Source organism: Vibrio sp. T9, assembly GCF_003123985.1.
Classification (GTDB): domain Bacteria; phylum Pseudomonadota; class Gammaproteobacteria; order Enterobacterales; family Vibrionaceae; genus Vibrio; species Vibrio diabolicus.
In genome coordinates, this window is sequence record NZ_NIGY01000004.1 from 399,626 (window position 1) to 423,024 (window position 23,399).

At 45.8% G+C, this 23,399-nt stretch carries 19 protein-coding genes and 1 pseudogene; 5 read left to right on the forward strand and 15 right to left on the reverse strand.

Features of this window, described 5'->3' with window-relative positions; translation table 11 throughout:
* The first annotated feature begins 55 nt into the window (after positions 1 to 55).
* Complete coding sequence (gene manA, locus CBX98_RS10675) at positions 56 to 1,288, forward strand: mannose-6-phosphate isomerase, class I (RefSeq protein WP_109169172.1); 1,233 nt, start codon at positions 56 to 58, stop codon at positions 1,286 to 1,288.
* A gap of 129 nt (positions 1,289 to 1,417) precedes the next feature.
* On the opposite strand, the gene CBX98_RS10680 is transcribed toward manA, so the two are convergent.
* Genes CBX98_RS10680 through norV form a run of 3 tightly spaced genes read right to left on the reverse strand, consistent with a single transcriptional unit; the run spans position 1,418 to position 4,461 of the window.
* On the reverse strand, positions 1,418 to 1,756 hold the full coding sequence (locus CBX98_RS10680; protein ID WP_109169173.1) for a DUF1971 domain-containing protein: 339 nt from the start codon (positions 1,754 to 1,756) through the stop codon (positions 1,418 to 1,420).
* Positions 1,757 to 1,800: 44 nt separating this feature from the next.
* On the reverse strand, positions 1,801 to 2,949 hold the full coding sequence (gene norW / locus CBX98_RS10685; RefSeq protein ID WP_109169174.1) for an NADH:flavorubredoxin reductase NorW: 1,149 nt from the start codon (positions 2,947 to 2,949) through the stop codon (positions 1,801 to 1,803).
* 9 nt (positions 2,950 to 2,958) lie between these two features.
* Entirely contained in the window at positions 2,959 to 4,461 is a 1,503-nt protein-coding gene (gene norV / locus CBX98_RS10690) for an anaerobic nitric oxide reductase flavorubredoxin (RefSeq protein ID WP_109169175.1), read from the reverse strand.
* 190 nt (positions 4,462 to 4,651) lie between these two features.
* On the opposite strand from norV, the gene norR reads away from it, so the two are divergent.
* The 3 genes from norR (at position 4,652) to azu (ending at position 7,738) form a co-directional block, all read left to right on the forward strand.
* Positions 4,652 to 6,184, forward strand: a complete 1,533-nt coding sequence (gene norR, locus CBX98_RS10695) for a nitric oxide reductase transcriptional regulator NorR (protein WP_109169176.1) — start codon at positions 4,652 to 4,654, stop codon at positions 6,182 to 6,184.
* A gap of 88 nt (positions 6,185 to 6,272) precedes the next feature.
* Positions 6,273 to 6,923, forward strand: coding sequence for an HAD family phosphatase (locus tag CBX98_RS10700; protein ID WP_048625344.1), 651 nt, complete (start codon positions 6,273 to 6,275; stop codon positions 6,921 to 6,923).
* A 362-nt stretch (positions 6,924 to 7,285) separates the two neighbouring features.
* The gene (gene azu / locus CBX98_RS10705) at positions 7,286 to 7,738 is read left to right on the forward strand and encodes an azurin (protein ID WP_005392455.1); all 453 of its coding nucleotides are present in this window, start codon (positions 7,286 to 7,288) and stop codon (positions 7,736 to 7,738) included.
* Positions 7,739 to 7,805: 67 nt separating this feature from the next.
* Here azu and CBX98_RS10710 read toward each other — a convergent pair whose 3' ends face one another.
* From CBX98_RS10710 to CBX98_RS10735, 7 genes and pseudogenes are all read right to left on the reverse strand, one after another.
* A complete protein-coding gene (locus tag CBX98_RS10710) occupies positions 7,806 to 9,851 on the reverse strand; it encodes an EAL domain-containing protein (RefSeq protein WP_109169177.1) in 2,046 nt (681 codons plus the stop codon).
* A 402-nt stretch (positions 9,852 to 10,253) separates the two neighbouring features.
* Complete coding sequence (locus tag CBX98_RS10715; protein ID WP_074189841.1) at positions 10,254 to 10,604, reverse strand: ethanolamine utilization protein EutQ; 351 nt, start codon at positions 10,602 to 10,604, stop codon at positions 10,254 to 10,256.
* Positions 10,601 to 11,917 (reverse strand): FAD-binding oxidoreductase, encoded by a 1,317-nt coding sequence (locus tag CBX98_RS10720; RefSeq protein WP_109169178.1) that lies wholly within the window; start codon positions 11,915 to 11,917, stop codon positions 10,601 to 10,603. The genes CBX98_RS10715 and CBX98_RS10720 overlap by 4 nt, the downstream gene beginning before the upstream one ends.
* Before the next feature lie 12 nt (positions 11,918 to 11,929).
* Complete coding sequence (locus tag CBX98_RS10725) at positions 11,930 to 13,213, reverse strand: FAD-dependent oxidoreductase (RefSeq protein WP_242446584.1); 1,284 nt, start codon at positions 13,211 to 13,213, stop codon at positions 11,930 to 11,932.
* A pseudogene (locus tag CBX98_RS26570) lies at positions 13,202 to 13,363 on the reverse strand (rubredoxin); the annotation flags it as partial. The gene CBX98_RS10725 and the pseudogene CBX98_RS26570, both read right to left, overlap by 12 nt.
* 157 nt (positions 13,364 to 13,520) lie before the next feature.
* Positions 13,521 to 14,942 carry an aldehyde dehydrogenase family protein gene (locus CBX98_RS10730; protein ID WP_109169180.1) on the reverse strand — a complete coding sequence of 474 codons (1,422 nt, stop codon included), beginning with the start codon at positions 14,940 to 14,942 and terminating at the stop codon, positions 13,521 to 13,523.
* A gap of 1 nt (position 14,943) precedes the next feature.
* Complete coding sequence (locus tag CBX98_RS10735) at positions 14,944 to 16,131, reverse strand: aromatic ring-hydroxylating dioxygenase subunit alpha (RefSeq protein ID WP_005392447.1); 1,188 nt, start codon at positions 16,129 to 16,131, stop codon at positions 14,944 to 14,946.
* Positions 16,132 to 16,450: 319 nt separating this feature from the next.
* Here CBX98_RS10735 and CBX98_RS10740 point away from each other — a divergent pair, with 319 nt between their 5' ends.
* The gene (locus CBX98_RS10740) at positions 16,451 to 18,187 is read left to right on the forward strand and encodes a BCCT family transporter (RefSeq protein ID WP_109169181.1); all 1,737 of its coding nucleotides are present in this window, start codon (positions 16,451 to 16,453) and stop codon (positions 18,185 to 18,187) included.
* Between the two features lie 95 nt (positions 18,188 to 18,282).
* Here CBX98_RS10740 and CBX98_RS10745 read toward each other — a convergent pair whose 3' ends face one another.
* The 5 genes from CBX98_RS10745 to CBX98_RS10765 form a co-directional block, all read right to left on the reverse strand.
* Positions 18,283 to 19,209: a LysR substrate-binding domain-containing protein gene (locus CBX98_RS10745; protein ID WP_005392445.1), complete on the reverse strand. Its 927-nt coding sequence runs from the start codon at positions 19,207 to 19,209 to the stop codon at positions 18,283 to 18,285.
* Positions 19,210 to 19,457: 248 nt separating this feature from the next.
* On the reverse strand, positions 19,458 to 20,822 hold the full coding sequence (locus CBX98_RS10750) for a TrkH family potassium uptake protein (protein ID WP_109169182.1): 1,365 nt from the start codon (positions 20,820 to 20,822) through the stop codon (positions 19,458 to 19,460).
* A 1-nt stretch (position 20,823) separates the two neighbouring features.
* The gene (locus CBX98_RS10755; RefSeq protein ID WP_109169183.1) at positions 20,824 to 21,477 is read right to left on the reverse strand and encodes a TrkA family potassium uptake protein; all 654 of its coding nucleotides are present in this window, start codon (positions 21,475 to 21,477) and stop codon (positions 20,824 to 20,826) included.
* 151 nt (positions 21,478 to 21,628) lie between these two features.
* Entirely contained in the window at positions 21,629 to 22,327 is a 699-nt protein-coding gene (locus CBX98_RS10760) for a response regulator transcription factor (protein ID WP_109169184.1), read from the reverse strand.
* Positions 22,324 to 23,358, reverse strand: a complete 1,035-nt coding sequence (locus CBX98_RS10765; RefSeq protein WP_172605956.1) for an ATP-binding protein — start codon at positions 23,356 to 23,358, stop codon at positions 22,324 to 22,326. The genes CBX98_RS10760 and CBX98_RS10765 overlap by 4 nt, the downstream gene beginning before the upstream one ends.
* Between the last annotated feature and the right edge of the window lie 41 nt (positions 23,359 to 23,399).

Below are 23,399 nucleotides of genomic sequence, written 5' to 3' on the forward strand. Positions count from 1 at the left end.
CCTATGGCTTGGGCAATGTCGCCCAAGCCATGATTTTCTCTCATGGTGACACTCTATGTCTGATTTAACGATGTCCGATACACAAACGATTCAAACTCAAGCTAAGCATCCGACGTTTTTCCTGATGAACAACGTGATTCAAAACTACGCTTGGGGCAGTACTACTTCTGTTAACCAACTGTTTGGCATTGAAAACCCAACGGGCGAACCACAAGCAGAAGTATGGATGGGCGCGCATCCAAACGGTTGCTCAGTGGTGATGGTAAACGGCGAGGAGACCAAACTCTCTTTACTGATTGCTCAAGACATGAATGCTTTTCTGAGTGAAGAAGTCGCAAACCGTTTTGGTGAACTTCCATACCTGTTTAAAGTGCTTGCCGCCGAGAAAGCGCTGTCGATTCAGGTGCACCCAAACAAGCAACAAGCAGAACTAGGTTTTGCACTGGAAGAAAAACAAGGCATTCCCCTAACCGCTGCAAACCGTAACTACAAAGATCCAAACCACAAACCAGAATTGGTTTACGCGCTAACCGAATACCAAGCGATGAATGGCTTCCGCCCAACAAGTGAAATCATCAGCTTCTTCTCTGAGCTGGCGATTCCTGAGCTGCAAAGCTTGGTGGATGACCTTATCGACAATCAAACTTCCAAAGGATTGGCGAGCTTCTTCTCCGGTCTATTATCACTGGAAGGCGAACAGAAAGAGATGGCGTTGACGGTGCTATTGGCTCAAGCTCGCATCACCGACTTACCTCTGTTCAACCTGATCTTGGAGTTAGAAGCGCAATACCCGGGCGACATTGGTTTGTTTGCGCCCTTGCTACTCAACGTCATCACGCTGAAACCAGGCGAAGCGATGTTCTTGGATGCAGAAACGCCACACGCGTACTTGAAAGGTACGGGGCTTGAGATCATGGCGAACTCAGACAACGTGCTACGTGCCGGTTTAACGCCGAAGTATATGGATATAAAAGAACTCGTTGCTTGCACACGCTTCGAAGAAAAACCATTCGACACCCTACTGCTTGAACCAATCGAAAACGACGACATGTTGGAATACCCAATTCCCGTCGACGATTTCAAATTCGCGATTGTAAAACAAGCCAACCAACGAACACTTTATGTAAGAACCGCAGAAATCCTGTTGCCGCTAGATTCCCCGCTCGTGATTACACACGCAAATGGTGAAACATGTGTAGTAGACAAAGGCCAATCTGTTTTCATTCCGGCTTACGCAAAACAATACACCTTGAATTGCGAAGGTCGCGTTGCACGGGCTTACAGTTAATATCGCTGATTAAGTTTGCATGTCGTTACTGCCAATAAACAAAAAAGAGCAGAGAAACGTCTCTGCTCTTTTACTTAATATGCGCCTTTCCCGATAAATTCACGCAATAATCAAATTGTCTAGAAAGGTTTACTGCTTAGCGTGGAACATCGCTTGTCCACTTTTATCTTTATTCGACCAAAAGTTAATATTGAACTGTGCATCATCGCTCATTTCAATACGATGCCAATACTGTGGCGGGCTTGTCGCGAACTGACCTGCGTTGATAACGACGATCATTTCAGGCTCTGTCGCGAATTCATCTGCAAAACCATAATAGGTGACTTGCCCCTCCATTACACATAACTGCCCAAACACGCCTTCGGTTGTGTTGTGATGAGTTAGAAGAGCTGGAGGCACACTGCCTTTGGTAAAAAATGGCGTCGAACGTTGAACCGTCCAGTCTTTCGGAATACGAAGATGTGACATGGTTATACCCTCTTTGAATATAAAATTGTGCTGCTTGAAGCGAGTTACGATTGCGCGACTTGAGACAGTTCACGCAGTAACGGAAAAGCCTGAGCCACTTGCTCACCCGTCACAACAAACCCTGTCAGTATGCTTTGTTCATTTTCAGCTTTTGCCACGATGCCAGATTGAGAAATCTGCACATTCCAATTCGCGACAGCACTGAAGTCCCCGGCAAGCTGAATTGGGTAACTCGGCGTTTTGACTTTTACCATCATTGGCGGCAACTTCAATTGCGCTTCCTGCCCAAGCAACTGCTTACCTAAAACATTAGCGCTCAACACAATTGGCTGAAGGTATGGAAGCATGCGCCCTTGTATCTCGGCGCAATCGCCCAGAGCGAATACATTGTTCGTAGAAGTCTGCAGCTTAGCGTCGACAGCAATGCCTTTCCCAACCTCTAATCCACAAGCATTCGCTAATTGAGTGTTTGAACGTAAGCCAGCGGCAGAAATCACTACATCAGTCTCGATAACTTCACCGCTGTTCAAAATCGCTAGCAACGAGTCGGCGGTACGATTCACCTCAACAACCCCATTTCCCAACGCCAGTTGAATGCCTTGCTGCTTAAGTTGGCTTTCCAGAGGCAACGCCACAAACTCAGGAATAAGATTGGCAAGCAAGCGTTGGTTTGATTCAACCACCGTAACGGCTTTACCACTGCTCGCAATATCCATTGCAATCTCAACGCCAATCAAACCACCACCGATAACCATTACGCGCTTTGCTTGACTGATTCTCTCTTCTGCAAGCTGATACTCTTGTAACGAATTGAGTGTTAGGACATCGCCAGAAGCATCACCTAGCATTGGAGGAACAAAAGCTTTCGCACCCGTTGCAAAAACCAGTTTGGAGTACGCATAAACTTGTCCATCTGCTACCACTTGTTGGGCTTGCGTATCCACACTCTCAATTTTAGTGTGGGTTAATAACTCGATATGGTGCTCTTGGGCAAACGCTTCTCCCGTTTTTACCACCAGATCCCCCGCGGTCTGTTTTCTACTGAACACATGGCTCAAATCGGGCTTGTTATACTCCGCACCGTCATCAGCGGTGAATACTTGAATTGACACCTGTGCATCCATTCGACGCACAGTTTTAACCAGTTGATAGGCAGCAAAGCCACTGCCTATGATTACAATTGGTGCTTGCATCACAGCTCCTTAACCCTTGAACTCAACAAATACATCTTTACCCAAGTGACACTCAGGGCAAAGGAAGTAATCCGGAACGTCTGACCACACGGTACCCGGTTCTATTCCTTGATTAGGCTCACCCTGAGCAGGGTCATACACCCAGTTGCAAACGGTGCAAATCATGCATTGGCAATCTGATGGATGTGCCTCTGAGCTTGGATTAATAAGCTCCCTTTCGACCACGGCTTGCGTTTCTACTTGTACAACGGGCTGTGATTGAACTTGCGGTGCAGACGCAGCCATCATCTGAGCCGTAACAGGACTTGTTAGTGGATGTTTCGCCCACAGTTTCGCGATGCTCTTACCATGTTCACGACACTCACGCATCGCTTTACCATCTGGTCGCCATTTGGTTTTCAGGCTGACTGCCGTTTCAAAACCCGCGTCGGTCAATCGTGCGTGGATACGGTCTACCGCACCACCATTCCAGCCATAACTACCAAAGGCAGCGGCTTTCTTGGCTTTAAAACGAAGACCTGTGATCTCCTCCAGCATGCCAGCAATCTTTGGCATCATGACGTTATTCATGGTAGACGAACCAACCAAGATGCCTTTAGAGCGGAACACATTGGCGAGAATTTCATTCTTATCGTGCTTAGACACATTGAAGACTTTAACAGCGACACCCGGGTCGACATCGTGAATGCCCTGTGCAATCGCGTCCGCCATCATTCGTGTATTGTTCGACATAGAATCGTAGAAGATGGTAATACGATCTTCTTGGTAGTTATCCGCCCATTCCAAATATTGCTCGATGATTTGGACTGGGTTATCGCGCCACACAATACCGTGTGAAGTTGCAATCATGTCGACAGGTAAGTTGAAGCTCAGTACTTCTTTGATTTTGGCTGTTACCAAGCTGCTGAACGGCGTTAGAATGTTTGAGTAGTAACGCAAACACTGTTCCATCAACTCATTTTGATCCACTTCATCATTGAATAAGCGTTCATCGCAGTAGTGCTGACCAAATGCGTCGTTACTGAATAACACTGCATCGCCAGTTAGGTATGTCATCATGCTGTCTGGCCAATGCAGCATCGGCGCTTCCACAAACACCAATTGCTTACCGTTACCAATATCGATGCTGTCACCCGTTTTTACCGTTTTAAAGTTCCATTCGGGATGATGGTGATGACCCACAATCGAATCAATCGCCGCTTCTGTACAGTAAATTGGCGTGTTCGGAATCTTCTCCATCAATGCAGACAATGCGCCTGAGTGATCTTCTTCTGCATGGTTCACGACGATAAAATCGATCGTTTTAAGATCGATTTCCATTTCTAGGTTCTGGATAAATTGTTGGCTGAATCGATGATCGACCGTATCGATCAGCGCCGTTTTTTCTTCACGAATAAGATAGCTGTTGTAACTGGTGCCTTTTGTCATTTTGTATTCTGTACCATGGAAATCTTGAACTTCCCAATCGCGTTGACCTACCCAGTGGATGTTGTTTTTTACGTGAATTGTCATGATTACTACCTTAAATGACGAAATAAACAAAAATAATTTCTTCTTGTATTGCACTGGGCATGCCAACTTTTAATTACTATATATTTCAATAATTTAATTAAAACACAACCTTAAAGAATGTCATTTAGACACATTTGAAAATTGTCATTAAGACACTACAATGGTCATATTGACACAATTGGTATTGGCTATGACTTCTTTAATCGCGCAATGGCTACACATCACGCAAGACCTAAATTCAGCACTCACTCGGCAAGCTCGATTTGATACCTTATTAACAACGATTCGAGAGGTATTAAAATGTGATGCTTCTGCTCTTCTTTTGTATGAAGATCAGCACTTTAAGCCGCTGGCTATCAATGGCTTAGCAAAGGAAGTATTGGGACGCCGTTTTTCTATAAACCAACACCCGAGATTGGAAGCCATTGCACGCGCTGGCGATATCGTACGGTTTCCATCGAATAGCGACTTACCCGATCCCTATGACGGGTTAATTCCGAACCACGACGACAAGCTGCACGTCCATTCATGTATTGGTCTCCCTTTGCTGATCGACGATCAATTGATTGGCGCGATCACTATTGATGCCTTCGACCCGAACCAGTTCGATGGTTTACTCAATCAAGAACTACGCTTTGTCAGTGCGTTAGCCGCGGGTGGCTTGCACACTGCGCTACTACTGGAGCAGTTAGAAACACAAGCAAGCTTGCCACGTGAGTCTTACACTGAGAAACGCACGCTAAGCAACGAAATCATTGGCAAATCTGCTGGGATGAAAGCACTTCAAGAGCAAATCGATGCGGTGGCAGATACCGAGCTATCGGTGTTGGTAATGGGTGAAACAGGGGTTGGTAAAGAGCTCGTCGCAAACGCAATTCATCATCGCTCTCACCGAGCCAATAATACCTTGGTGTACTTAAACTGTGCCGCGTTACCTGAGTCTGTCGCAGAGAGTGAGCTTTTTGGTCATATCAAAGGCGCTTTTACTGGTGCTATCAGTAATCGCAAGGGTAAGTTCGAGCAAGCCGACGGCGGCACACTGTTTTTGGATGAAGTTGGCGAACTGTCGTTAGAACTGCAAGCTAAGTTACTTCGAGCTCTCCAATACGGCGACATCCAACGTGTGGGTGATGACCGCCATATTCGAGTCAATACACGCATTGTGGCGGCAACGAACCGTGTTCTGCATGAAGAAGTAAAAGCTGGCCGTTTCAGAGCAGATTTGTACCACCGTTTGAGTGTATTCCCTCTTCATGTTCCCCCACTTCGTGAACGTGAAGACGATGTCGTGCTACTGGCTGGTTTCTTTGCAGAGCAACTACGCAGCAAGTTGGGGCTGAACAGTGTTCGACTCTCTCCCACTCTAGTTCAAGCACTTAAAGATTACTCTTGGCCGGGCAACGTGCGTGAACTGGAACACGTAATCAAACGAGCGGGCGTGCTTGCCAAAGCTAGAACTCAATCGATGGATATCGAATTGGTGGAACAAGATTTCGATATCAAAGCGTCAAACAATCAGCCCATCAATGAAGAGCCAGGTATACCTAGCTCTTCATTTGAACTGTCAGACGCTGGTTTAAAGCAAGCCACTGACACCTTCCAAAAAGCCATGATTCTAAAAGCACTAGAGCAGAATCAAGGAAACTGGGCTGCAACAGCACGTCAGTTAGAACTCGATAATGGTAATTTACACCGCTTAGCCAAACGGCTAGGTATAAAGTAAAAAAGGATACGGACGGTTTGAATTCCGCAAGAAAATCTATCTCGCTTATGTCAAAATGCACCATCACAATCGAAAAGTCTGTAATGTAATGAACTACCAAGCTGCTATTTTTGATATGGATGGTTTGCTCCTTGATACTGAGCGCGTCTGTATGCGTATTTTCCAAGAAGCATGTGAAGTCCAAAACCTTCCGTTTTATGAAGATGTTTACCTGTCGATCATTGGTCGCAATGCGGCAGGTATTGAAGCAATTTTCCGCAAAGCCTACGGTGAGAACCTAGACCGCCTGCATCATGAATGGCGTACTCGTTACAATGCTGTCGTCAAACACCAAGCCATCCCAGTGAAAAATGGTGTTGTTGAGCTGCTAGAATGGCTGAAAGCACAAGGCTTACCAATCGCAGTAGCGACTTCTACGGCAAAAGAGGTGGCGAAAATCAAACTGGAATTAGCGGGTTTGAGTAAGTACTTCGACAACCTCACCACAGGCTGCGAGGTAAACCACGGTAAACCCGATCCAGAAATCTATTTGCTGGCAGCGAATCGTCTGGATGTAGAACCAAGCCAATGTTTGGCCTTTGAAGATTCCAATAACGGTGTTCGCGCAGCCGTGGCAGCGAATATGGTTACTTATCAGATTCCGGATTTAGTTGAACCTTGCAAAGAGGTAAAACAATTTGGTCATTTCATCGTGCCGTCATTACATGAAGCGTTAGATGCGTTGAAGCAAAATCGCTAAACGTAAACTGCCGCTCTAACTGTTAAAGCTCAGCAATTTGGCTGAGCTTTTTTATGCTTGAGCCTCTCCTCTCACCTTCTCTAATCTACTTCTAATAAATGCCAAGATACTGCTCCAAAGGCTTAATAAGATAGACCTTATCTCTGTACGGGGCGTGTTCCTTTCTTTTTTGATTTACCTCACGCCATCGCATGAAATAGGGTCTATGAGTGATCAAATAGTGGAACTAACCAGTACAACTTTGCAACAAAACGTCAATATACCGCTTGAAGCACGTTTTTCGAGTGAAAATTGGCTGATAATGAGAACTATTGGATGAGATTAATCCAAGTCAGCCCAAAATATAAAATGGAGAGTGTTATATGTCTTTACGTTTATTAGCAGCAACCTTCGCATTAGTAGGAATGAGCTTTGGTGCCCAAGCCAGTGCCGAGTGTGAAGTGTCCCTAGATGCTAACGATATGATGCAGTTTTCTACTAAAACACTGAGCGTTCCAGCCACTTGTAAAGAAGTAAAACTGACGCTAAACCACACAGGTAAAATGCCTGCACAATCAATGGGTCACAACGTCGTTATCGCAGATACCGCTAATCTACAAGCAGTAGGTACGGACGGCATGGCAGCAGGTGCAGAAAACAATTACGTGAAGCCAAATGACGACCGTGTATACGCTCACACAAAAGTGATTGGCGGCGGTGAAAGCACCAGCATTACTTTCAGCACTGAAAAAATGAAAGCTGGCGGCGACTACTCATTCTTCTGCTCGTTCCCTGGTCACTGGGCGATCATGCAGGGTAAATTTGAGTTCAAATAAGAGCTAACTAAGTCAAAACAAGACTCACTATAGGGAAGCCATCGCTTCCCTTTTTATTGCACGTTAGTTAAGGACGTCGATGGATAATCTCATCCAAAGGTACAGGCCTTGCTAAGTAAAACCCTTGAACTTTATCAACCCCACTTGACCGCACAAAGTCATAGTCAGACTGCGTTTCCACCCCTTCCGCTACGACCTCGCAATTTGCAATATGTCCTAACTTAGCAACCAATCGATACAGTTGCCGTCCACGATGATCGTTAGCGTCCAATAGCAGCGATCTGTCTAGCTTAATCTTGTTAAATGGATATTTGAACAAATGAGGAAACGATGCGTAGCCCGTACCAAAATCATCCATTGTGATACGAACTCCCATACTCTGTAGAGCTTTCATGGTGCTAGTTAAAGAAACTTCATTGTCTAATACGGCTTCTTCAGTAATTTCAATTTCAAGCCATTCAGCCGGGATTCCAAAATAGACCAACCTGCCTTGTAAATGCTGAACAAAATCCACTTGTTGAATGGTAGCAACAGAAACATTAATGGCCACTCTTCGCTGCTCAGATAATCCCATTTCCTTCATATCCGACAACACCTTTTCGAGTACTAGTTTATCGAGCAGTGGCATGGCATCTAACCGATGAAAATCTTCAATAAACGTTGGTGAAAGTAAGTTTCCATCTTCATCTTTATATCGAATAAGCGCTTCGTAAGAATACTGTTCCGCATCCTTTGTTGAGTGCTGCTTTTGATAAAACATCACCAACTCGCCTTCACGAAGAATGGAAGTTAAACGTTTCTGCGCGGATGACTTGCTGATACTCGATGTGTTCGCATCTTTCACACTACTGAGTAGTGATTTAAATAGGGATTGTTCTAAACCATTGTAAGTATTGCTTACACCAAGCTGCCCCACATATTTGCCTGCATAGGCTAGATAAAAAGGTCGATAAATTAGTACACCAATCGCAATCACCACCAGTTGAAGTATCGCCCCCTGTGCATGATGTCCCATTGCAACATAACCACTCAAAAGAGGCGGTGTCATCCAGTTCACAATATTTTCAACAGGCGCAATTAAGCCGGAGGCAATCGCGCAATAGGTGATGATAAAGCTTACCAGCGGCACTAATACAAATGGGACGACCAGAATAGGGTTAAAGATGATAGGCAAGCCAAATAGCAGCACTTCATTGATGTTGAACATCACCAATGGTGCTGCCGCTAATGCCAGTAAAATATGATTGCGCTCTTTAGCGAACAATAACAGACACAGGAGTAAACTGATGCTATTCCCTGACCCGCCCATGGATAAAAATGCGTCGTAAAAACCTTGGCTAATGACGTTAAGCGACGCTTCGCCTGTTTGCCAAGCAGCCATGTTGGCTTCGGTCGCAGCGTATATTTGCTGCTTGATGGCAAACAACATGTTGTGACCATTAATGCCCGCCGCTCCTAATAAGCTCAAGATGGATTGATAAAATAATCCTCCTGTGAACGTCAGCGGATCAAAGTTAAGTCCAGCCACTGTTGTAGTAAAAGCATCCATCACCGCTGCGGTGACATGAGATAAGCTAACCGCAAATAAAACGAATACGAAAAAATGTAAGACATCTTTAAAAAGACGAGAAGAGAAGTCCATTGCTTGAGGATCAAGCAGCTCAATTCGGAAACTTTTACAATAAACGTATGACACCGTTGCACTAAAGAGTGCTAATAACGGGTTATTCGGCAACATGTAATTACTAGAAAGGCTGTCATTCTCTATTGAAATTAAATAGAACATGACCAACGAATAAATGATGATAATCGCGCTCGACACATTCACTTTATGCGATAAATAGTAACCAGCCACAATGCAAAACGCTGTGGGATATAAGTTGATTAAAATATCAGAAAGATGGAACAATAACTGAGAAACCTCTGACACCCCTAGGATTCTAGAAGCGTGACCAAGAAAGATGGCAAGTGCGTTAGATAGCGTCAGCGGTAACAGCAATAAGGCAATAGAAGCGAGATCAGTAAGATAAGATTTAGATCCAAGTCGCCATTTATCTGTAAATACCGTTAGACGATGAAAGGGATCAAATACGCGTTCACGACGAGTGTGCATGGTGAGTTCTTATATTAAGTAATAATCATCGGCTGCGAAATAGGCAGCCGTAAATGCAACGGCCAGACTCAGTAACGTATTATTTGGTGGATAATTTTTAGTGTTTCTATTGGCTAAAACAATAGTTTGAATTGCCAGTCACAGCGCAAAGATGTCGCAAGTGCAATTTAACGATTATATACCCCTTGATCCAATGAGATTATTATCCTTAACGATAAAAGCCATACCAAGCATCTCGATATGGCTATCGTTAAAACTGATGTACATACCCAAATGACTTCAAGAAGGAGGCTTCGGTGACACGCCCTTAACGAGCGAGTTGATTTGGCTCACATACACTGTGAACGATTTTTGATTTAGCACGAGTAGAACTTCAAGTCGTTGTCTCGTCTGTAAAACAAATCATTTAATCCCGTGTAGCTCTTTCCAGTTTCCTGGATGAACCACGTAGCCGAATAGAGCATGCCCACCATAAACTAGCTCGGTTCCTTCCGGGATCCACAGCATTTGACCTGGGTGCACAAAATGTGTCTCACCATTTGCGGTCAGCTCGAAACAGCCTTCAATCACAAAAATAACCTCATCATAAAGCACCGTCCAAGCCACTTGAGCGCCTTCCCATTTAGCAAAGCCTACGCCAATGTTTGGTGAGATTTCTGGGCTTAACGCTCGGGCTACGTACGCCATTCCCGGCGTATCACCACGAACATTAAAATCTAGGTTTTTACTATCAACGAGTTTGACTTGCTTCATAACTCACTCCGGCTTTGCCATTTTGCTAATTGGATACGCGTTTTTACTCCCATGCCTAAAAAAGGCTCTGGCGGATTCAAACAAGGCATTCCTGTCACTTGCTGTATGTCATCCAATGATTTAGATGTCGCACCAACAACATAGTCAGCTAACAGCGTTCCAGAAATGGTTCCCCACGCAGCACCAACACCATTGTCACAAGCGCTGGCATAAACACCTTCATCTAATTGACCAAAAAAGTTAGTAAAGTTACGAGAGATGGCATATACCCCACCCCATGTGTGAGTAAATGGTACGCCGGCCAGCTCGGGGTAACGCGCCAAAAAGACTTGACGATGATCGTCTCGGATTTGCTCTCTGACTTTATCGTTCATGCTTGAGCCATATTTCGGCACGTGTTTGTAAGTATTTCGGATCAAAATACGTCGATCGGCGGTCATACGTAACGTCGTTCCCGCATGATCTGCTGGAGTTAAACCCCAATTCAGCTCACCTCCGTATCGTTGCATTTCTGCGTCGGTCAATGGACGCGTCCAGCTTGCAAACGTCATCACTGGCAGTAATCTGTTTTTAAGGTAACCAAACTCACGAGTAAAAATGCTGGTGCCAAGTAACAGTTCAGTGGTTTCAACAGAACCACTATCTCCATGTAATACCCAGTAACCGTTTTCTTTACTGAGTTTGCGGATTGGCGAGTTTTCTAACACCTCGACATTCTCTGGAAGGCTTTCCCCTAGCCCACGCACCAGAGCAGCAGGTTGCATTAAATAACCACCTGGCGTGTAAATTGCGCGGCTGTAGTAATTTGTCCCTAAGACTTTCGCCAGCTCACTGCCATTAACATGGAAGAATGGTTCGCCAAGGTCTTTCATTAGGTGCTCAAAGTGATCGAGATACGCTTCACCGCGCGCCCCTACGGCTCCTTGATATTTGCCCTTTGCTGACCATTGACAAGAAATACTGTGCTTCGACACTAAAGTGTCTAGCTGAGCAATCGCAGAACGGTTGAGCGATAATAACTTTTGTTTGTGCTCAGGATCGGGATGCTCAAGTGAAAACTTATGGGGCAAATCGATCACAAAGCCCGAATTTCTCCCTGACGCCCCTTGGCCGATACGTTGTGCGTCAATCAGTATAATTCGTGCGTTAGGCTGAAGTTCAGCTAAACGTCTTGCCATAGCTAGTCCAGCGAAACCGGCACCTAGCACGGCATAGTCAGCAGTTTGTTTACCTTTTAACGCTGGTTTTTCTGCAATACTTGGCAACGCATGGTACCAACCACATGTTGCATCATCATTGGGTAAATGAATCATCTTCTTTCTCCGTTACGCTGCTGAAAGTTTCAATGACAATTGATCTAGCCAAGGACTACGTAATGACTGTACTTTTCTTCCTAGCAACGCAAAGCCAAGCATCGTTCCCTCAGGAGAATAAAACGCAGCGGTCAATTCATCTGCCTGACTCTCGATGTACCATTGTCCCAGTTCGTTCGGGGCAACCGGGAAAATAGTGAGTGGAAGAATCGGCGTTTTTACAATCACAGGAGTTGGCGTTAACGAGATTGACGCGACATCGCCTAGCAAGCTTTTCGCTACGGAAGGAATCATTTGATTAATCGGCGCAATATACGGCTGCCAACCTTGCTCCGTTTCAACACAGTCGCCTAGCGAGTAAATATTCTCATCACTCGTCTGGCCAAATTGATTCACTTTAATGCCGCGGCCCACTTCGAGCCCCGCTTGCTCAGCCAGCGATACATTGGGCTTGAGCCCAACCGCGCTTAGCACTAGGTCTGCTTCAATCTGCTTGCCACTGTTCAGATGTAAAACCGCACTGGATTCGGACCTTGGCTCGATTCTGGCGATACTGTCTTGTAGAGCCCATTGCACGCCTCGATCGGTAAGTGCGCTTTGTAATGATTCACCCAACTGTTGCGGGATCAAACGCTCCATTGGCCATTGACCTAACCCGATAACTGTCACTTCATAACCGCTTTCGATCAGGTCATTCGCGAACTCACAGCCAATTAAGCCATCGCCGAGGATTGCGATGCGCTTTTTGTCTTGCAGCTGAGCTCTGAAACGGCGGTAATCAACTAAGTCGTTCACACTCATAACACAAGAGCGATCGCCCTCAATTGGGATTTCAATCGGTGATGCACCTGTTGCCAGTACCAAACGGCTGTAGGCGTATTTACCGATAGAGGTGTGTAGCGTTGAATTGGCACGCTCGATCTTTTCAACGCGGGTATGCGGGTAAACGCGGACATTGAGACGGCTTTCCCACTCCAACGCGCTCTCACTTTGTAGCGCGTCGACATCTTTCTTCATGGCCAGTGCATTAGACAAGGCAGGCTTGCTGTACAGTGTGCCATCATCAGCGGTAAAGACAGTGATCGGAACCGTTTCAGATTGCGCTCTAAGTGCCGCTGCCAACTGGTAACCACTGTGGCCACTACCGATGATAACAATAGGGTCAGCTGAAAATATAGGCTGAGTGACTTCAGATGGAAGTGGCTGAGCCGCATTTGGCTGAACAGACGATCCTACCGATACCGAAGACACTGCCGCGACCTCTTCTACTGGCGCATCATCGGTAATTTCGATCATTTCAAAATCGGCCTTACCCACTAAACAGTCAGGACATAACCAGTCATCCGGTACATCTTCCCATGCTGTTCCTGGTGCAATGCCATCGGATGGCCAACCTTGTGCTTCATCATAGATTAAGCCGCAAATAATACAGAGCCACTTTCTCATCACTTATACTCCAACTACCTTGTTCAGAATTTCCGTGTTTACAAACCGCTGTCAGATTTGTTGTGATTCCATCAACCTCGCCCTAGCTTGTGGTCTGAAATCCAAGCCGGTACGAGGTGATGAAAATCAAGTTACACGGTAGCTATACGTTGCTGTCTTACTGCAAACGAATGGCAATATTGCGTGTCTGGACATAGCTATAAATCGCTTCTTGTCCTTTTTCTCGCCCAAACCCGGACAAGCCCACGCCACCGAATGGTGTTTCGATGCCACCAGCAAACCATTCATTGATGAACACTTGTCCACCACGCAGTTGCTGTGCCACACGCAATGTTTGGTTTAGGCTTTCACCAAAGACACCAGCGACCAGGCCAAAATCGGTGCCATTCGCGATCTCGATTGCTTCTTGCTCAGTTTCAAACGGTGTAATCACCAACACAGGACCAAACACTTCTTCTTGTGCAATGCGCATATCTGGCGTGGCTTCAATCACTGTTGGTGCCACAAAGTAACCCGATAGATCAGGTGCGTAGCCACCCGTCAGGATGTTTGCACCGTCGGCTTTTGCTTGCTCTATCATTTCAAGCACGCGTGCTTGTTGATCAGCCGATACCAACGGTGTGATGTCCGGCTGGCTTTCGCCTTGGCCAATGGTTAGGCTTTTTGCCATTTCCACAACCGCCGCTTTTACTTCTTCATAACGCTCTTTTTGAATCAGCAAACGAGACATTGCCGAACAAACTTGACCCGCGTTAAAGAAAATACCGACTTGAACGCTTTGTAAAAGCGTTTCGAGACTCACATCTTTCAGTGCGATAGCGGCCGATTTACCACCCAGCTCCATCACAGATGGTGTGGCGCGTTGCGCTGAATCTTTCAGGATGCGTTGGCCGGTCGGTACCGAACCCGTAAAGACAATTTGATCAACGTCTTGGTGCTGCACCAAATGACTGCCAACGACTGAGCCTTTCCCACATAGCAAGTTAATCGTGCCTTTTGGGAAGCCCGCTTTTTCAATCGCTTTAATCAACAACGTCATGGCAAGTGGAGAAATCTCTGGCGATTTGATCACCACTGCGTTACCTGCGGCTAATGCAGGTGCCAATGAGCGTGCACAAATAGAGACAGGGAAATTCCACGGCACAATCTGCACTGACACGCCAAACGGCACATATTGAGTGAAGTCGACATAGTCTTTACCCAACGGAATTGACGTGCCTTCCAGCTTGTCGGCCATGCCAGCGTAGTATTCGAAGTAACGTGCCGACTCTAAAAACTCATCTTTGGCATCTTGCAAAGATTTCCCATTTTCACGACAGGCAACTAACCCACCTTCATCAACCATTTCACGAATAGCTGCGGCGGCTTTTAACATCCACTCGGTTCTGACGGCGGGACGAACGTCCGAAAGAAGGCCTTGATTGACCACTCGGCGTGCCGCTGCCATTGCGCGATCGGCATCGGTGATAGTGGCTTCTGCAATCGTCGCATACGCTTCGGCTGTGCCAGGATTCATGACGGCCAGCGCTTGCTCTGAATCGCACCACTCACCATCAATATAATTAAGGTAATGCATCATCTTACTGCTCCAGTGCCGCTTTCACTTGCTTTGCCAACCAGGTTTGGAAGAAATGCGTCGGAACATCCATTTCTGGTGAGAACACGCCACCACTAAAGCCAGGTGAGTAACGACCTTCCTGCATACCTTCGACCGCTCCAATATCTTCGCCGAACACGACTCGCCACGACTCAACGGTAGCGGTACGACACGCAGCAAACTCATCTTTCGTTGCTTCATCACCCACATAGAAAACACGTAGGTGCTCAACACTCTTATTCGCAGTGATTGGTTCAATCATCATTGCAAAGGCATGATCGGCTTGAATACCAAGCAACACGTTTGGAAAGAGTGCAACGTATTCTGCATGACGCAGTTTATCTTCTGGCCAGCTTGGAAATTTAGGTAAGTGTGTTCCTGCTGTATCAGAAAGGTTGTACGCGAGACTACCTTGACCAGCAAAGCGCTCTGCAAACATGATGTTGTAGTGATCCTCTAGGCGAGAATAACTGTTCAAACTCGGATGCACCCAAGGTAAGTGGTAAGCCTCGCAGTAGTTTTCTACGGCAAGCTTCCAGTTACTTTTCACTTCGATCTCTAAGTTGCCACCCATGTTCACGCGGCGAAGAAGCCCTAACCCATCTTCACCTAAGAATTGCTGCCAACGTTGCTCTAGCGGCGCGATATGATCTTCAAAGCTTTCAGCATTGCCCGATAAGTTGACAAATACCATGTCCATCCAAACGGCTGAACGAAGTGGCTTAAGGCCGTGTTTTTCACACTTAAATCGATCATCTTTGTGTTTTGCGATACCACCGATGTGTGGTGTGCCTTTTAGATTGCCGTCAAGATCGTACGTCCATGAATGGTAAGGACAGCGAATCATGCCTTGAACTTCGCCTGCCTCATGCACCAGCTTCATACCACGATGACTACATACGTTGTGGAAGACTTGGACTTCACCTTGACGATTTCTCATCATGAGTAGTGGAAGATTCATGAAATCAAGTGGCATCACATAGCCATTTTTAAGCAGGTCTGATGCAAAACCAATGCATACCCAAGTGTTACCAAACACCTGATCACGCTCAAAAGTAAAATACTCTTCGCTGGTGTAGGCCTGATTCGGCATTCCTGTTGCTTCACTGATTGGGTTCAGTACATTATCAACAAGTTCAACAGGAATAATGGTTTGGTTGACATTGCTCATATTCTTATCTCCGAGAGTCGAGTTGCATCCAGTGCGTACAACATCGTGTTGTGTTAGTGGAGATGATTTTGATTAACAACCCAGCAACAAACAAACGACTTTTTCGCCGGGTTTGGATGAGTTTTTGTCATTCGTGCATTGATCTCAAACAACAAAATAACCTTTTAATTAACAAGGTTCTTCTTGTCATGATTAATACTCATTAACCGATGAGTATTAATCAGTTGAAACACAAAAGCCCTCTCTCTACTCTCTTTCAAAAATTAACAATAACGTAACAAACAATAACGCTAAAACAAACGCACTGTGAGGGATGCCTATGAGAGCAACATCTGGGATATTGAAAGGACTCAATCCGACTGTGACTATCGCATCAAAGATCGTCGTTATCGGTTTTGTACTTTTCTGCGCCATTCTCGCCAACCAAGCGGGCCAATACTTCGAAACGATTTCCGGCATTTTGCTGCAGAATATGAAGTGGTTTTACATCGGACTTGTTTCACTCGTTGTCGGTTTTCTTCTTTACCTTATGGTTAGTCGATATGGACATATTCGTTTGAGTAAAGATGACGAAAAACCAGAGTTTAGTTATTTGTCTTGGGTATCCATGCTTTTTTCCGGAGGCATGGGGATAGGCTTAATTTTCTGGTCGGTCGCCGAACCGATGTGGCATTACGCTGACAACCCATTTACTCAAGGCCTGACCAATGAAGCCGCAACAACATCAATGAAACTGACATTCTTTCACTGGGGTCTACATCCTTGGTCTGTCTTTATTATTGTTGCACTCGCATTAGCCTACTTTTCCTACCGTAAAGATCTGCCTTTTACCCTACGCTCTATCTTATACCCTTTGATTGGCGATCGTATTTATGGGCCTATCGGGCACACGGTTGATATCCTAACAGTCGCGGTGACTGCTTTCGGTATCTCTCAAACCTTGGGGATGGGAGTTATCCAAATAAACTCTGGTTTGAATCAAGCCTTTGGTCTAGACATTAGTTTGGGGATTCAACTCTTTATTATCGTTTCCCTTTGTACTTGTGCGGTTGCATCGGTGCTATCTGGTGTAGGGAAAGGTATTCGCCGTTTATCAGAATGGAACATGCTGCTTTCACTCGCACTCGTGCTGGTCGTACTTTACATTGGCCCAACTCGCTATATCTTAAATACGCTACTTGAAAGCACGGGGCTTTATGCACAAAACATTGTCGGTATGAGCTTATGGAGCGATGCACAGAATGACTCTGGCTGGCAAAACTGGTGGACGGCTTATTACTGGCCTTGGTGGATGACTTGGGCACCTTTCGTTGGCATGTTTGTAGCTCGTATCTCTAAAGGACGCACAATACGTGAACTTATCGGTGGTGCATTAATTGTACCTACGCTAATCACGTTTTTATGGATTTCAGTATTTGGTGGTGCAGCGTTGAAGGTAGAGCAAGACGCTCGTGTTGCTCATCAAGATCAAGTCACTGCGGCACAAGAAGCAAAACAAACACCACCTGCAGATTTTTCTGGCGGCCCAATTCTTGAAGCGACTAAAGCTGATACGACACGCGCTTTGTTTACGCTATTCGACAATCTAGATACAGGTATGTTTGGTAAACTACTTAGCGTACTTGCGTGTCTATTGCTCGGTACTTATTTCATTACCTCCGCGGACTCAGGTACCTTGGTTCTATGTACCCTCGATGCCGCTGGACACAGTGAACCTCCCACGTCAATACGCGTATTATGGGGGATCATGATCGCCGCCATTGCGGGAGTGCTTCTATACGCAGGAGGGTTAAAAGCAATGCAAACGGCCTCCATTATTGCCGGTTTCCCTATCGCCATTTTTATCGCGGTGATGAGCTTAACGCTATTTCATAGTATTCGACGCGAGCCTAAGCCATGGGCAATGCTTCCAGAGCATGTTCACCCAGAGCAAGAGAAACTTGATGGTCCTGTTGAACCGCTTGTTGAAAGCAAAACTGTGGCTTCCGAGCCTATCGCTTCAACATCCTCGCTGAAAGATGATTCCACACTCAATCAAGGACCAGCACTCACTTAGTGCGTCATTTCATCCAATCAATTCAAACAAAGCGGGAACTGATATTCCCGCTTTTTTAACATGACCAAACTCTGTTATTTTCTCTGCTTATTGATTTAGGCTAAGCCTCGATCACCCACCTCATCTGGCAACTGATGCAAAAGCCATTCTCTAAAACGTTTGACGCTTGCTGGGATTAAACCTCTATTTTTAGGTTCAAGCATAGAAAAATTGGAAGGTGTTGAAAGAACATGCTCGACTGGCCTAACCAAAGCGCCGCTTTGTAAATAGTCGTCCACTAATGAGCCCCAGGCTAACGCGATGCCCTGACCATTAATTGCCGCTTGTAACAGCATTGGATAGTTATTGATGTTCATGCGATTACGAGGCGAAATATTTGGCAACCCCACACTTGCAAACCACTGCTCCCAATTCACCCAATCTCTTTGAGACTCTTCCAGATAGAGTAACGTTTTATTGAAGATTTCTTCTGGCTCACTAGGCTGGCCGATTTTCTCTAAATAAAGCGGGCTACACACAGGGAATACTTCTTCTGAAAATAGCGTTGTCACATCCATTTCCGCAGGTGGAGTGCGACAATAAAACAAGGCGATATCGCAATCTAATCGGCGTAAGTCCAACACATTATCTGAGGCCAATATCCTTATATCGATGTCATCATGTTCATTTTGAAATTGAGCAACCTTAGGCAACAACCACAAGGCTGCCATTGCATTTGTCGTCGCAACCGTGATCTTTTGTTCGCCCTGCCACTTCTTCACTTCACCCGTGATTTGAGCAATATCGAGCAAAGATTGGCTGACGGCTTGATAATATTGAAGACCTGTAGGCGTTAAGTTAATGCTTCGATTGGCTCTCGTGAACATAGCCTTGCCTAAGTATTCTTCTAATTGTCTAATTTGGCGACTGATAGCACCTTGGGTCACGTTTAGCTCGTCAGCGGCTAACGTAAAACTCAAGTGCCGCGCCGACGCTTCAAACGCAACGAGGCTATTTAAAGGTGGGAGGGGTTTGATTTTCATGTATCTTCCAGTAAGGCAGTATTGTAATTATTTTTATTCCCTGCAATCTTATGTTGCACGTGGATAATGCCATTCTGGACAACACCTCAAAAACGACAATTTATAAATGATAAAAAATAGAGATGAATCATAAATTGTTGTGAGAGAGGCAACCGTGTACAGTTTCGTGGCTACAAAGAGCACAAAAAAGAGGAGCAGTTACTCCTCTTATGCCTAGCCTTTTGGTCATTTTCTTCGAGTTAGCCCATTTACCCTATTGCCAGTTTAGTGCTCGCGTAACGCGCTTTTTTCTTTCTTGGGCTGGCTAAGAAGTACGCTAAAGTAAGAGGCCCTAATCGTCCCATAAACATCATGAAGATGATCACTAACTCACCCGGTTCGGACAAACTGCCCGTTAAGCCTCGCGACAAACCAACCGTACCCAGTGCCGAGACCGCTTCGAACATAATGTCTAACATAGACGCTTTCTCGGTCAGTAACAGCGTGAATATGGCAAACCAAGTCACCCCCACCGAGATCAGAGTCAGCGCCAATGCCTTGCTGATGGTCTCTTTGGGAATCTCGCGTTGAAAGGCATAGGTTGCTTCATCACGACGCAAATAGCTGTAAGTTGCCAAGACTAACACCATAAATGTCACAACTTTAATACCACTTGCCGTGCTCAATGATCCACCGCCGATAAACATCAACACCAGAATGATCGCCGTTGTGGCATCTTCCAACTGATCGATAGCTAAAGTGTTGAAGCCTGCCGTTCTTGGCGTCACCGCTTGAAACCACGATGCCCACCATTTCCCTGCTTCGCTCAACGGGGCAAGCGTGTTGGGGTTGTCATATTCAATCAGGTAAATCGCGATAAGTGCCACCACGTTAATGATCATCGTGCCTAAGATCATCATTCGACTGTAAACGGTGAGTTGGTGCCAACGGCGATTGCGTTTTAAGTCAATCCAAACCGAGAAGCCTAAACCACCAATAATGAACAAACTGGTAATGGTGAAGTTAACGACCGGGTCGTCCACGTAAGGCATTAAGCTATCGGCACTCAACGCAAAACCTGCATTGTTAAACGCACTGATGGTGTAGAAGAAACCATGGAACAAACTGGTTTTCCAACCCAGCTCTTCACTCCAATAAACGCTCAAAATAGTGAAACCAATAAGTTCAACGAGCAGAGCGAACATCAATACAGATTTAGCGGTGGCAATGAGTGTCGATGAGTCAGTTTGGTTGAACGCCTCTCTCGCGACGGCTCGCTCCAAAAAGCCAATTTTTCCGCCCAGAGCCAGCAAGGTCACGATGGCAAACGTCATCAAACCTAGGCCACCACATTGAATCAGGAAGGCAATAACCACTTGCCCAAAAGGCGTAAACGCCGTGCCCGTGTCTACCACAACTAATCCCGTCACCGTAATGGCCGATGTCGCAGTAAACAGACTTTGAATCCAAGTGATAGGCTCTGTGGTGGCAATCGGCAGTTTGAGTAAAACTGTGCCGAGCATGATCAAGCATGCAAAACTGAGACTAAGTATCAATGGCGGTGCGCCCAACAATTTTTTACCCGCTTTGGGTTTTCGCTCGATTGGGATAATAGAGGGATGCCACAAAACCATGTTACACCAACCTTGGAGCGACGTATTTCAGCTCAGCGCGACTACCGCAAAGCAACAGCGTGTCGAACTCATTAAGCACAAACTCATCATTGATATTGGTGTAGACGGCTTCTTCGCGCTTCACCAATATCGGCTGAATGTTGTAACTGCCTCGGCTGATCAACTTAGAAAGCGGCGTATGGTGCAGATTGGATTTAACGTGGATTTCCACCACATACAAACCATGGCCCATTTCCAAATAGTTGTTCACCATCGGATAGTTGAGTGCCTGCGCGACTCTTACGCCCATCTCCTCTTCCGGATGAATAATACGTTGTACACCAAGCTTAGACACGATGGTATGGTGCGCTTTGGTGCTCGCTTTGACCCAAATGGATTTCACACCCAGATTTTTCAGCGCCAGCGTACACAACAAACTGGCTTGCATGTCTTCACCAATCGCCACCAACACCACATCACTGTTCGCTAGCGCTAATTCTCTGAATGCACCTTCGTCTGTCGCGTCACATATGACCGCTTGCGTTAACTCTTCGACGTATTTTTCGACGATTTTCGGGTCGCTATCCACCCCCGTTACGGTGTGTCCAAGATGAATAAGTTCTAAGCTGGCGGCAACGCCAAATCGCCCTAAACCAATTACTGTAAAGTGAGCCATATCAATCCCTAACTGTGTTTTATGTATAGAAAATGCTAATGCGTTAAGGGCTAGACTGATTTTCCATCACGAAAAATAGGCAACACGAATCCTGTTCGAGTGCCGATAACCAGCACTAAACCTTGGCATTAACGTTGATTAAATTTGGAATTTAGTGGTGCTTGGACGCCTCAAGCACTAAACGATAGCCCAGCCCCGGCTCAGTTTTTAATAGCCGCTGTTCGTCAGCACTATCGTTCAGTTTTTTGCGTAGTTGACTCACTAACACGCGTAAGTAGTGAGTATCTTCGACATGACTTTTTCCCCAAATTACCGATAGCAAATGAGTTTGCTCAATGAGTTTTCCCGGCTTGAGAATCAACTGTTCAATGAAGGAAAACTCTTTCTTGGTGAGTGGAATTTCCCTCTGATCCAACCAAAATTGGTGAGTACTTTTGATGATTTTGACTCGGCCAGCCACCAGCTCATCAGCGACCGTTTGCTCATCCACCAAATCTCGAACCAGCACTTTGATGCGCGCGATGAGCTCTTTTACGCCAAAAGGCTTGCTCAAGTAATCATTCGCGCCCGCTTCTAAAAGGCGGATTTTTTCCTCTTCTTGATCGCGAGCTGTCAGCACTAGCACTGGCGTTTTATACGTCTGACGAAGCGTAGTGAGAAACTCCGCCCCATCGCCGTCGGGCAAGCCTAAATCTAGCAGAATTACGTGCGGCGAATACGCTTCGAAACACGCTTTGGCTTCTGCAATGGTACTCGCGCCAATGTAATCAAACCCTTCAGCAGACAGCGAAATTCGAATAAAGGTATGAATGCGAGGCTCATCGTCCACGACTAAAACTTTGTAACTCACGCCTGCTCTGCTCCTTGATTGAGTGGAAGTCGAATGCGGATCAGCGTCCCTTCTGATACTGGCATAGATTGAATCTCTCCTTGGTGTGCGGTGATGATGCCTTTGGCAACCGCGAGTCCCATTCCGGTGCCTGAATCGGCCGATTTGTTGTTCACACCAGAATAGAAAAGATTGAATATTTTTTCCGCATCTTCAGCTTTGATGCCAATCCCCATGTCCCGAACATCAATCACGCACGACGAACCCTGCTTAGAAAGAGAAACCTCAACAGATTCATTCTCTGGCGAAAATCGCATGGCATTATCCAACACATTGAAGATCGCTTGTTCGATAAGCGAACGACTTACTGATAAATAACCAACGGAATCATCCATATTCATGGATACTTTCTCGGTGTAATTCGGCAAACGAGAAACCGCATCCCGCACAATATCCGCAATCAGCTCATCTTTTTTAGTAATTTTTAATGTGCCATGCTGGAGCTTAGTCGCCTGTAAGAGGTTCTCGATATATTGATGCAAGCGGTGGCTTTCTGAAGTCGCACTGTCGAGCAATTCTTTGCGCTCTAAGTCTTTGAGCTTGGGCATGTACTCGTTGAGTGTGGTCAGTGTTCCAATAATGGTTGCTAGCGGCGTGCGTAGGTCATGGGACACCGATAACAGGATGCTATTTTGCAGCTTGGTTTGTTTTAACTCGCCCTGCTGGCGACGATAAAGATCTGCAAAAGTGCTGGTGATAAATGCCACCACCATAAACACGACTAGATTAAAAATGTCTTCCGGACGAAACATTTGCAAAGAGTAACGAGGCGTCGTGAAAAAGAAGTTGAAGCTCAACGCTTCGATCACCGCCGCCGCATAAGCGAATCGCGAGTTGCATTGAAACGCCACCACTACGACTGCTAACTGCAAAATCAGCAGGACGGCAGCCGTAGAGCCAAACAATTGGTCCAACAGCCATGAGGCCACAACCGCGCCAACAATCACGATGGCAGAAAAGAGAAATGTGTTATCTTGCCAATGAGCAAACATAAAGTACATCAACCAAAATTCGATGCAGAAACTTTAGCAAA